The sequence below is a fragment of the Streptomyces sp. NPDC051105 genome, from assembly GCF_040682795.1.
Lineage (GTDB): Bacteria > Actinomycetota > Actinomycetes > Streptomycetales > Streptomycetaceae > Streptomyces.
Map to the genome: position 1 here is coordinate 15446 of NZ_JBFBBR010000002.1, position 11603 is coordinate 27048.

10 protein-coding genes are annotated in these 11603 nt (G+C 71.0%); 5 read left to right on the forward strand and 5 right to left on the reverse strand.

The features are described 5' to 3' along the window. Position 1: 1 nt before the first annotated feature. Both AB0N16_RS04110 and AB0N16_RS04115 read right to left on the reverse strand, forming a co-directional pair. The gene (locus tag AB0N16_RS04110) at positions 2-1570 is read right to left on the reverse strand and encodes an ABC transporter ATP-binding protein (protein ID WP_365792843.1); all 1569 of its coding nucleotides are present in this window, start codon (positions 1568-1570) and stop codon (positions 2-4) included. Then, a complete protein-coding gene (locus AB0N16_RS04115) occupies positions 1551-2600 on the reverse strand; it encodes a BMP family ABC transporter substrate-binding protein (RefSeq protein ID WP_365792845.1) in 1050 nt (349 codons plus the stop codon). Before AB0N16_RS04115 ends, AB0N16_RS04110 begins: the two co-directional genes overlap by 20 nt. Before the next feature lie 323 nt (positions 2601-2923). Between AB0N16_RS04115 and mtnA the strand changes: the two genes are divergently transcribed. Further along, positions 2924-3955, forward strand: coding sequence for an S-methyl-5-thioribose-1-phosphate isomerase (gene mtnA / locus AB0N16_RS04120; protein WP_365792847.1), 1032 nt, complete (start codon positions 2924-2926; stop codon positions 3953-3955). A gap of 114 nt (positions 3956-4069) precedes the next feature. On the opposite strand, the gene mtnB is transcribed toward mtnA, so the two are convergent. Genes mtnB through AB0N16_RS04135 form a run of 3 tightly spaced genes read right to left on the reverse strand, consistent with a single transcriptional unit; the run spans position 4070 to position 6011 of the window. Beyond that, on the reverse strand, positions 4070-4678 hold the full coding sequence (gene mtnB / locus AB0N16_RS04125; protein ID WP_365792849.1) for a methylthioribulose 1-phosphate dehydratase: 609 nt from the start codon (positions 4676-4678) through the stop codon (positions 4070-4072). Next, entirely contained in the window at positions 4675-5415 is a 741-nt protein-coding gene (gene mtnC / locus AB0N16_RS04130; RefSeq protein ID WP_365792851.1) for an acireductone synthase, read from the reverse strand. The genes mtnB and mtnC overlap by 4 nt, the downstream gene beginning before the upstream one ends. Continuing rightward, a complete protein-coding gene (locus AB0N16_RS04135; RefSeq protein WP_365792853.1) occupies positions 5412-6011 on the reverse strand; it encodes a cupin in 600 nt (199 codons plus the stop codon). The genes mtnC and AB0N16_RS04135 overlap by 4 nt, the downstream gene beginning before the upstream one ends. A gap of 542 nt (positions 6012-6553) precedes the next feature. On the opposite strand from AB0N16_RS04135, the gene AB0N16_RS04140 reads away from it, so the two are divergent. Genes AB0N16_RS04140 through mtnK form a run of 4 tightly spaced genes read left to right on the forward strand, consistent with a single transcriptional unit; the run spans position 6554 to position 11487 of the window. Continuing rightward, the gene (locus tag AB0N16_RS04140; RefSeq protein ID WP_365792855.1) at positions 6554-7654 is read left to right on the forward strand and encodes a substrate-binding domain-containing protein; all 1101 of its coding nucleotides are present in this window, start codon (positions 6554-6556) and stop codon (positions 7652-7654) included. Next, a complete protein-coding gene (locus tag AB0N16_RS04145) occupies positions 7641-9176 on the forward strand; it encodes a sugar ABC transporter ATP-binding protein (protein WP_365792857.1) in 1536 nt (511 codons plus the stop codon). The genes AB0N16_RS04140 and AB0N16_RS04145 overlap by 14 nt, the downstream gene beginning before the upstream one ends. Positions 9177-9212: 36 nt before the next feature. After that, positions 9213-10259 (forward strand): ABC transporter permease, encoded by a 1047-nt coding sequence (locus AB0N16_RS04150; RefSeq protein WP_365792859.1) that lies wholly within the window; start codon positions 9213-9215, stop codon positions 10257-10259. A 13-nt stretch (positions 10260-10272) separates the two neighbouring features. After that, positions 10273-11487, forward strand: coding sequence for an S-methyl-5-thioribose kinase (mtnK, locus tag AB0N16_RS04155; protein WP_365792861.1), 1215 nt, complete (start codon positions 10273-10275; stop codon positions 11485-11487). The last annotated feature ends 116 nt before the right edge of the window (positions 11488-11603 follow it).

The following is an 11603-nucleotide window of genomic DNA, read 5'->3' on the forward strand; positions in this document are numbered from 1 at the left end:
GTCAGTCTCCGTCTCCGTCCTGCACGGCATCGGGCCGCCGCGCCGTGACGCCGGCCATCGCCAGGCCGAGCGTGCGTTCGTCCGCCGCGTCCTTCGGGTACGCGGCCGTGACCCGGCCCTCGTACATCACCAGGACCCGGTCCGAGAGTCCGCGGATCTCGCTCAGCTCGGCCGAGACCAGCAGGACGGCGTGGCCCGCGTCGCGGTAGGCGATGATCTGGTCGTGGATGGTCTGGATGGCGCCGATGTCGACGCCCCGGGTGGGCTGCTCGACCAGCAGCAGCGGTGCGTCGTGGGCGAGTTCGCGTCCGATCAGCAGCTTCTGCAGGTTGCCGCCGGAGAGCGTCGCCGCGGGCAGTTCGGGCGTGGCCGCCTTGATGCCGAAGCGTTCGACGAGACGCCGCGCGTGGGCGCGTACGGCCGCGGGCGGCAGCAGGCCGCGCCGGGAGGACAGCGCTGTCCGGTGATGTCCCATCGCCAGGTTGTCCGCGACGGACGCGGCGGGTGCGGTGCCCACCGCGTGCCGGTCCTCGGGTACGTAGGCGAGGCCCGCGGCGCGGTGGTCGGCCGCCGAGGCGTGGGTGACGTTCCGGCCGGAGAGGGTGACCCGGCCGGCGGTGACCGGTCGCAGCCCGGCCAGTGCCTCGACGAGTTCGCTCTGGCCGTTGCCCGCGACGCCCGCGACACCGACGATCTCGCCCGCGCGGACCATCAGGTCGACGTCGCGTACGGCGCCCCCGGCGCACAGCCCGGCGACGTCGAGCACGACATCCCCGGCGGTGCCGGGTGCGTGCACGCGGTCCAGTTCCACCGAGCGGCCGGTCATCGCGGCCGCGATCTCGTCGGCGCTCGTCGCCGCGGTACGCAGCCGGGCGGCGACCCGGCCGTCGCGCAGCACCGTGACGTTGTCGCTGACCTCCAGCACCTCGCGCAGCTTGTGCGTCACGAGAATCACCGTGCGGTCCTGTGCGGCGAGCGACTTGAGCACGGCGAACAGGGCGTCGGCCTCGCCCGGCGTGAGCACCGCGGTCGGTTCGTCGAGGATGAGTGTGCGGGCGCCACGGTGGAGCAGCTTCAGGATCTCGACGCGCTGCCGCAACCCCACCGGCAGGTCGCCGACCCGGGCGTCCGGATCGACGGTGAGACCGTGTGCCGCGGCGAGTTCGTGTACCCGCCTGCGCGCGGCGGCACGGTCCACCAGCCCGAACCGGCGCGGCTCGGCCGCGTAGACGACGTTCTCGGCGACGGTCAGCGAGTCGAACAGCTTGAAGCTCTGGTGGACCATGCCGAGCCCGGCGGCCATCGCGTCCCCCGGATCGCCGAAGGACACCTCGTGCCCGTCGATGTGCACGGAACCGGCGTCGGGCCGCTCCATCCCGTACAGCACCGACATCAGCGTGGACTTGCCCGCACCGTTCTCACCCATCAGCGCGTGGATCTCACCGTGGCGGACGGTCAGGTCGACGGCGTCGTTGGCGAGCGTGCCGGGGAACCGCTTGGTGATGCCCCGGAGTTCTACGGCCGGGGCCTCGACGGCCCCGACCGGCTGGTCACTTGGCCGCGGGGTCATCGACCGTCAGCTCACCGGACACGATCTGGTCGCGCAGCGCCTTGACCTTCGTCAGGACGTCCTGGTGCTGGGCTATCACGCACTTGGACGAGTCGACGCCGTCCTCCAGCCCGGTCAGGCTGATGCCGCCCTCCTTCAGGCCGTACGACACGGTCGTGCCCGTCTTGCCGCCGAGGACCGCCTCGATGCCCTTCTCAACGGCGACGTCCGTGCGCTTGATCACGTTGTCGACGACGGTGCCGGGCGCCGACGGGCACTGGTTGACGTCGACGCCGTAGGCGAAGGCGCCCTTGGCCTTCGCGGCCTCGAAGACGCCGTAGTTGCCGGCCGCGGCGGCCGCCATGACCTGGTCGTAGCCCTTCGACAGGAGGGTGTTCGCCTGCTCCTTGGCGCGGGCGGAGTCGTCGAACGGGGACTGGCCGCCGACGAAGCGGGTCGACGTCTCGGTCTTCGCGGCGACCTTCTTGGCGCCGGCCGCGAACGGGTCGCTGTAGCGGCGGAACTGGGGGGTGTCGAGCACGTCCACCGCGCCGACCCTGCCCGACTCGCTGAGCAGGCCCGCCTCGGCGCCCGCCAGGTAGACGCCCTCGTGCTCGCGGAAGACCGCGCAGCTGACGTTCTGATACGTCTTGGTGGTGCACGCGTCGACCATCAGGAACTGCTGCTTCGGGTTCTTCTCGGCCTGCTGCGCGACGAGGTCGGCGAACTCGAAGCCGACCAGCACGATGACGTCCGGCTTGGCGTCGACGGCGGCCTGCACGTTCTGCTGCTGGGAGGCGGTGTCCGTGGACTCGTAGACCTTCGAGGTCCCGTCGTGCTGCTTCGCCGCGTCCTTGATGCCGCTGACGGCCAGCTTCAGGAACTCGTTCTCCCCGACGGAGTCCGGGGTGACGAGGGTGAAGGCCTTGCCGCTGCTGCCCGCGGAGGCGGACGAGTCGTTCTTGGCGGCCGCGTTGCAGGCGGTGGCGAGGAGAACGGTTCCGGTGGCGAGCGCGGTCAGCTGGAGGGTACGGCGGTGTCTGCGGTGCATCGGGGACCTTCCGGGTACGGCAAGGCGCGCTCGGCGGTGGGCGCGTGGGAGTGGGTGATCGGACGACGGTCTGCTGAGGGGGACGGCTCAGCAGCGACAGGCGTCGCCGGTACAGCGGCCGAAGTCGAGGAACAGGCGCCGGGTGAGCAGCGGCATGTGTCCTCCTTCGTCGTCTCGGTCCGCGGAATGGAGTATTGACCCGTGGAATGCGGGTGCTGGACTGTAACACCCGGATCCGGCCAACCGTCCATCTGTCTCGAACTGTGGTTCTCCCAGGTCATGTACGGTGGCAGGCACTGTCAGAACATCAGGAGCGTCCCGTTATGTCCCAGGAATTGCGTGCCGTCGACTGGACGGGATCCGGCCTCACGCTCATAGACCAGACCCGACTGCCGCATCGCACCGAGACGGTGAACGTCCGGGATGTGGACACCTTGGTGGACGCGATCCAGCGGCTCGTGGTGCGTGGCGCGCCCGCGATCGGGGCGGCGGGCGCCTACGGCGTGGCTCTCGCGCTGCTCGAAGGCGAGCGGGAGGGCTGGAGCGAGGCGCAGGTGCGTACGGCCGTGGGCCGCATACGCGAGGCCCGCCCGACCGCGGTCAACCTGATGGTGTGCGTGGACCGGGTCATGACCCGCTTCGCGGAGGGCCTCGACGCCGTGCTGGCCGAGGCCGCCGCCGTCCAGCGCGAGGATGTCGAGGCCAACCGCGCGATGGGCGCGTACGGAGCCGACTGGCTGCTGAAGAAGGCCGACGAGGACCGGCCCCTGAGGATCCTCACCCACTGCAACACGGGCGCGTTGGCCACGGCCGGCTGGGGCACGGCGCTCGGCGTCATCCGTGAACTGCACGCGCGCGGACGCCTGGAGGTCGTCTACGCCGACGAGACGCGCCCCCTGTTGCAGGGCTCGCGCCTGACCGCCTGGGAACTCGTCCAGGAGGGCATCCCGCACTACGTCCAGGCCGACGCGGCCGCCGCCGGGACCATTCTGCGCGGCGAGGTCGACGCGGCGATCGTCGGCGCCGACCGGATCGCGGCCAACGGCGACACGGCGAACAAGGTGGGCACCGTGGGGCTGGCCCTCGCTTGCGCGTACGCCGGGATCCCGTTCCTGGTGGCGGCACCGACCACCACGGTCGACCTGGCCACGCCGACCGGTGACGACATCCACATCGAACTCCGCGGCGAGAACGAGGTGCTGGAGTGGGCGGGCGTCCGCACGGCGCCGGCCGGGTCGCGCGGCCACAATCCGGCGTTCGACGTGACGCCGGGCCGGCTGGTGACGGCACTGGTGACCGAGCGGGGCGTGCTGGAGGTGTCGGCGGGGGAGCTGCCCGGGGACCGGCTGCGCTGAACACGCCGAAGGCCACGGTCGACCGACCGTGGCCTTCGTTCCTCTCAGCGCAGCTCAGCGCAGCGCAGCGCAGCTCGGCTCAGCTCAGCTCAGCTCGGCTCGGCTCGGCTCGGCTCAACGCCGTGTCAGCTCCAACTCCAGCAGCCATTCAACGACTTCCGTGTGGTGCCGGGCCTGCCGCGGATCGGCGCCCCACACGTACAGCCCGTGCCCGGCCACGACCACTGCCGGCATGCGCGGATCCCGCGCCGCCTCCAGCCGGTCCCCGAGCACCTTCATGTCCTGGCTGTTGCCGATGACCGGCAGCGTCACCTCGACGTCATGAGCCGGCTGTCCGACGCCCTTGAGCATCTCCAGGTCCCGGAAGACGATCCCGCCCGGCTGCCGGTGCCCCATCGCCACCGAGGCCACGGTGTGCACGTGTACCACCGCGCCCGCGCCCGTCAGTGCGGCCACGCGCGCGTGCAACTCGGCCTCCGCCGAGGGCCTGCCCTCGCCCACGGCGGTGCCCTGTCCGTCGACCAGCACCACGTCCGCGGGCGTCAGTTCGCCCTTGTCGTGGCCGCTCGCGGTGACCGCGAGGCGCAGCGGGTCCTGGGAGAGCACCACGGACAGGTTGCCGGACGTACCGCGCATCCAGCCGAAGGAGGCGAACCGGGCGGACTCGGCGGCGAGGACCGCCCCCGCCTCCTGAAGGTCGGATGCGGTGATGTCGGCGCTCACGTGGTGCTCCTGGTTGTGCTGACGCTGATCTCGTCGAACGTCCCCGCCTGTGCGTGGTCGCCGACGCCTTGCTGGTAGAACGGCTCTCCGGGGCGCCGGATCCCGACGGTGTGCCAGCCCGCCGCGCGGGCCGCGTCCAGCTCGCCGGGCCGGTCGGAGAGGAACAGGAGCCGCTCGGGCGCGAGGTCCGTCGACTCCGCGATACGGCGGTAGGACCGCGGCTCCTGCTTGGGACCGGCGTTCTCGGTGTCGTAGAGGCCGGAGACCAGGGGCAGCAAGTCGCCCTCGGGGGTCGAGGAGAACCACGCCCGCTGAGCCGCCACCGAACCGGACGAGTAGACGTACAGCCGCAGGCCCGCCGCGTGCCAGGCGCGCAGGGCCGGGACGACGTCGTCGTAGAAGTGCGAGACGAGGTCGCCGCGTGCGAAGCCCTCCGACCAGATGAGGCCCTGGAGGGTCTTCAGCGGGGTCGCCTTGCGGTCCTCGTCGAGCCAGGCGTCCAGGGTCTTCACGACCGCGGCTGCGTCGGCGTGCGGGTCGCCGCTCAGCTCGCGTACCTGCGCGAGGGCCCGTGCCACCTCCGGATCACCGCTCCGCTCGGAGAGCAGTGCCGCGAAGCGAGCGCGCGAGTACGGGTACAGCACGTCCACGACGAAGCCCGTGGCGCTCGTGGTGCCCTCGATGTCGAGCACCACGGCGTCCACGTCGAATCGGAGGGCCGGGGTCGGCAGGCTCACACCGTGCCCTTGTCCGCCTCGTACCCGGCCGCGATCGTGTCGTAGTCCGGGAAGCGGGAGGAGATGGTCGCGCCGGTGAAGTTGCCGATCCAGCCGTCCTCCTCGTGGAAGAAGCGGATCGCGGTGAACGACGGGTTCGTACCCATGTCGAACCAGTGGGTGGTGCCGCGCGGCACGCCCAGCAGGTCGCCCTTCTCGCAGAAGACCGCGTGCACTTCCCCGTTCACGTGCAGGTAGAAGATGCCGGAGCCGGAGACGAAGAAGCGGACCTCGTCATCGTCGTCGTGAGTGTGCTCCTGGAGGAACTTTTCCCGCGCGGCCTTCGCCTTCGCCGGGAACTCGGGGTCGTCGCTGGGGTGCAGGCCGAGGACGTCGACCGTGGTGAAGCCCTCCTCGGCGTTCAGCTTGTCGATCTCGGGGCCGTACGCGGCGAACACGGTCTCGCTGTCGGCGTCGAACGGCACGTCCTCGCGGATCGGCCACTGCTCGTAGCGCACACCTAGCGGCTTGAGCGCCTCCGCGATCTCGGCGGGGTCCGAGGTGCGGCGGATCGGGGTCTCGGGGCCGGATTCGGACCATGTCGTCAGCAGCGTCATGGGAGCAACTCCAGGAGAAGGAAAGGAAAGTCCGGATACCGAGACGGACCGGACGTGCGGGAGGGGGAACCGTGGACGGCGCGGCAGCGGCGGACAGCGGATCAGCCGCGACACCGCGCGCCGGTACAGCGCCGCATGCCAGGCATGGGCAGCGCGTTCGCGCGGGGTGTCGTCATCGGGGCCTCACCGTGCCGGATCGGGTGCCGGTCCCGTGATGGTAACTCCCGGCCGGACGACCACCGGCTCTGACGCCTCGTCGTCTCACGTGGTGAGAAACCGCTTCCATTCTTTTGACGGACGGCTGAAAACGTTCTCATGATCTGCCTATGAAGACGCCGCTGCTCGTGCGGCGGCTGTACGTGGACCTGCTCCGGTCGACCACGGCCAGCTGTCGCTGACCTCTCCCGGAGCCCCCGCACGCCCGCCGCACGGGCGCATGCCACGTGGTGTGCAGTGGCGCATTCCTGTCCCCGCTCCGGTACAAGCCACCGTCTTCCTCCCGCGTCCCCTCTTCGCGCCACCCCTTGCACCTGGAGCCCCTCATGTCCCGTGTCCGCCTGCCCCTTGCCGCCCTCTCGCTGGCGTCCGTCTCCGCCCTGGTCCTCTCCGGCTGCTCGCAGTCCTCGGACGCCTCCACCAAGTCCGGCAGCGACACCGCCGCCTCGGCCTCGGCCGCCACCGGCAAGAAGCCCGCCCCGTTCAGCAAGGGCACGGTCAAGGTCGCCCTGGTCCGGCAGAGCGGCGCCGGCGACTACTTCGAGCAGTGGGGCAACGGCGCCAAGGCCCAGGCCAAGGCCCTCGGGGTCGACCTGACGGTGTACGACGCCCAGGCCGACAACGCCAAGCAGGCCACCGACCTCTCGTCCGCCATCAACTCCGGCGCACAGGCGATCATCGTCGACCACGGGTTTCCGGCCACGATCCAGCCGGAGATCGACAAGGCCGTGAAGAAGGGCATCAAGGTCGTCGTGTACGACGTCGACCAGACCAACAAGTCCGTCGTCAGCACCGAGCAGGACGACGCCAGCATGGCGCAGGCCGTCCTCGACGTGATGGCCAAGGCGGTCGGCGAGAACGCCAAGGTCGGCTATGTCAACGTGGCCGGCTACGCCGCCCTCGACAAGCGCGACTCGGTCTGGAAGAAGGCGCTCACCGCCAACGGCTGGACCCAGGAGTTCAAGGTCGGCAAGGTCACCGACTCGACCGCCACCGACAACGTGCCGCTGGTCTCCGCCGCGCTGACCCAGCACTCCGACGTGACCGGCGTCTTCGCGCCCTACGACGAGCTCGCCAAGGGCACCGTCCTCGCCGTGCAGAACAAGAAGCTCCAGGGCAAGGTGAAGGTCTTCGGCGCGGACGTCTCCAACGCGGACATCCAGAACATGACGGCCACCGGCAGCCCCTGGGTCGCCACCGCCGGAACCGACCCGTCCGCCGTGGGCGCGGCCGTCGTCCGCACGGCCGCGCTGGAGCTGGCCGGTCAGCTGAACAAGTCCTCGGTCGAGTTCCCGGCCGTCGCCATCACCCGGGACTTCCTGGTCAAGAACAAGATCGAGAACATGAACCAGCTGCGCACCGCCCTGCCCGCGCTGAACCTCTCCAAGGTCAGCACCGCGGACTGGATCCCCAATGTCGCCCACTGAGACGGCTCCTGAGGGGACGCCCGCGGTCGGCCTGACGGACGTCAGCATGGCCTTCGGCGGCAAGACGGTGCTCGCCGGCGTCTCGCTCGACATCGCACCGGGCAGCGTGGTCGCGCTGCTCGGGGCGAACGGCGCCGGAAAATCCACGCTGATCAAGATCCTGTCGGGCGTGCACGCCGGCCACGGTGGCGAGGTACGGGTCGCGGGGGAGCCGGTAGCTCTCCCGTCGCCCCTCGCCGCCCGCCAGTTGGGCATCCAGACGGTCCACCAGCGCATCGGCGAGGGCATCGTGCCCGGCCTCAGCGTGGCCGAGAACCTGGCCTTCGAGGAGCTGGCACAGAAACGCGGCAACCCGTTCCTGAGCGGCGCCCGCACCCTGGCCCGGGCCCGCGAGATCCAGGCGGCCCTCGGCCTGGACTGGAGCGACGCGGTCCTGCGCCAGGACGTCATCGACCTCGGCATCTCCGACCGCCAGTTGCTGATCCTCGCCCGTGCCCTGGCCACCCGCCCCCGCCTCCTCATTCTCGACGAACCCACCTCCGCGCTGTCGGCGGCCGAGGCCGAGCGCCTCTTCGCGCTGGTCGAGAAGATGCGCGACGACGGCATCGCGGTGCTCTACGTCTCCCACCGCCTCGGCGAGATCGACGCCCTCGCCGACCGGCTGGTCGTGCTGCGCGACGGCCGGCTCACCGAGGACCAGGCCAGGCCCTTCGACTGGGACACCGCCCTGCGCGCGATGCTCGCCCAGGCGCAGGAGGCCAGGACGGCCCGCCCGACACGCGAGGGCGACCAGGGCGAGACCGTCCTCTCCCTGCGCGGCGTCCGGCTCTTCGACGGCCGTGCCCCGCTCGACCTCGACCTGCGCACCGGCGAAGTCACCGGTGTCGTCGGCCTGCTGGGCGCGGGCAAGACCGAACTGGCCCGCGGCCTGTTCGGCGCCGAGCCCTTCCGCAGCGGGGCCGTCGCACTGGACGGCAAGGCCTACGCGCCGCGCCGCCCGGCCGACGCCATCCGGGCTGGCGTCCACCTGGTCCCCGAGGACCGGCACGCCGACGCGCTCGTCCCGGGCTGGTCGGTGGCGCAGAACATCTCGCTGCCGTTCCTCAAGTCCCTCTCCCTCGCGGGTCTGGTGAACCGCTCCCGCGAGGACGCCCTCGGCCGCGGCACCATCGACGCCCTCGGTGTCGTCGCCCGCGACGAGCACAGCACCGTGGAGGAACTCTCCGGCGGCAACCAGCAGAAGGTGGTCGTCGGCCGCTGGCTCGCCGAGACCCCCCGCGTCCTCATCCTGGACGAGCCGTTCCGAGGCGTCGACATCGGCGCCCGCCGCGACATCGGCCGCCGCGCCCGCGCACTGGCCGCCGAGGGCGCGGCCGTGCTCGTCCTGTCCGCCGACGTCGACGAGATCCTCGAGATCGCCGACCGGGTCGTCGTCCTCGCGGCCGGCGAGGTCCACCTCGACGCGTACGGCGAGGACGCGGAGCGCGACCGCGTGATCCAGACCATCGCCGGCTCCGTCTGAGCCCCCCGACACCGGCCGCCGAAGGAAGCAGCACCCATGACCACCACCCAGAGCACCGAGGTCCCCGCCAAGGCGGCGACCCGGCCCGCGACCTCCACCGCCGCCCGCGTCCAGAACGCCGTGATCAAGTACGGCTTCATCCTCGTCACGGTCGCGCTCTTCCTGTACTTCGCGCTGAGCGAGGGCGCCTTCCGTGAGTCGGCGACCCTCCTCGACACCCTCCGGTACGTCTCCGTCGCCGCGATCCTCGGTCTCGGCGTCACCCTCACCATGGCCGTCGGCGGCATGGACATGTCCGTCGGTGCCGTGGCCGGCCTCGGCGTCTCGGTCGCCGCCCAGGCGATGGTCGTCCACAACCAGGTCGGCATGGTCGCGATCATCGCGGTGCTGGCGGCGGGAGCCCTCGCGGGCCTGCTCAACGCACTCCTGATCGTCGTACTCAAGATCCCCGACATGCTGGCCACCCTCGGCACCATGTTCGTGATCCAGGGCGGCAAACTCATCCTGGTCGACGGCCAGTCCATCACCCCGGGCATGACGATGTCCGACGGCTCCACGGCGCCCGGCAAGTTCACCGCGGGCTTCCTGCGCATCGACCGCGGCACGGTCCTGGGGATCCCCATCTCGGTCCTGATCTTCGGCGCGCTCACGGTCGCCGCCTGGGTCTTTCTCGCCCGTACCCGCTGGGGCCGGGTCCTGTACGCCATCGGTGCCAACCCCGAGGCCTCCCGGCTGGCCGGCATCCGCGTCGGTGCCTACCGCGCCCTGGCCTACGTCATCTCCGGCATGCTCGCCTCGGTCGGCGGCCTGATCCTGGCCTCCCGCATCGGCCAGGGCGACGTGAGCGCCGGCACCTCCCAGCTCCTGGAAGCGGTCGCCGTCGCCCTCGTGGGCACCTCGGTGCTGGGCCGGGGCCGCCCGAACGTCTGGGGCACGGCCCTGGGCGCGGTCCTCATCGGCATCATCACCACCGGCTTGACCATCAAGGGCCTGCCCTACTACACGCAGGACGTCGTCGAGGGCGCCGTCCTCATCCTGGCCCTGGTCTTCAGCTTCACCCTGTCCAAGCGCCGTACCGCATAAGGAGACCGAGACGATGGGTTACCGCATCCTGGACACCGGCGACATCCCGGGCTACCTGCGCGAGCGCGGTCACTGGGACGACCTCGACGACATCCTCGTCCGCGAGGTCTCCGACGGCAATCTCAACCGGGTGTTCCTGGCTTCGAACGGCGCCGGTACCCGCAACCTCGCCGTGAAGCAGGCCCTGCCCTGGGTCCGTGTCGCCGGCCCCTCGTGGCCGCTGAGCCCCGACCGTTCCGACGCCGAGGCCCGCGCTTACGAGCAGATCGCCAAGGTCGCCCCGGACAAGATCCCCGCGATCCACGGCTACGACGCCGAGAACCACGCCCTCGTCATGGAAGACCTGTCCGACCTGCAGGTCCTGCGCACTCACCTGAACGAGGGCGGCTCCTACGGCCCGGACGCCTCGGCCCGCATAGGCGAACTCGTCGCGCAACTCTCCTTCGCCACCAGCGACTTCGGCATGCCCTCCGCCGAACGCAAGAGCCTGATCGCCACCTCCGTCAACCCCGAACTCTGCAAGATCACCGAGGACGTGGTGCTGTCGGAGCCGTACCTCGAGCACGAGCACAACCACTGGCACCCCGGACTCGACGACCTCGCCGCCGAGTTCCGCGCGGACACCCGGCTGCGCACCGAGGTCGCCGAACTCCGCCACGTCTTCATGACGAGCGGTCAGGCGCTGCTCCACGGCGACCTGCACAGCGGTAGCGTCATGGTCGGCCGACGGGACGGCGCCGAGGTCGTCCGGGTCTTCGACCCCGAGTTCTCCTTCGTCGGACCGATCGGCTTCGACCTCGGCCTGTACTGGGCGAACGTCCTCGTCTCCGAGGCCCGCGCGCACGCGCTGGGGGCCGAGCGCGATCACGCCGAGCAACTGCGCCTGAGCTGGGAGGGGTTCGAGGCCGAGTTCCGCCGCCGCTGGCCGTCGCGGGTCGACACCTTCTTCGACGACGCCTATCTGGAGCGGTTCCTGCGCCGGGTCTGGACGGAGTCGGTGGGCTTCGCGGGTACGGAGATCATCCGCCGTGTCATCGGCTTCGCCCATCTCACCGACCTGACGACACTGCCCGACCCCCTCCAGGTGACCGCCTCCCGCCATGCCCTGCTGATGGGCCGCGAACTCGTCGTTCGCCGCGCCGAACTGGGCGACCCCGAGTCCATCCGCGCCCTCAACGCCAGCCTCACCTCACGCGGCCTGTCGAACCATCGGCGGGCGGCGGTCTGACCGGGCTGTCGGTCGGAGGCGAGGGTCTCGGTGCCGGCGCGGCGCCGGTGAAGTCGTAGGCACGGGTGGTGGATTCCTGCGCGGTTCCACGCATTCCGTCGCGGAGCCGCGGTGCT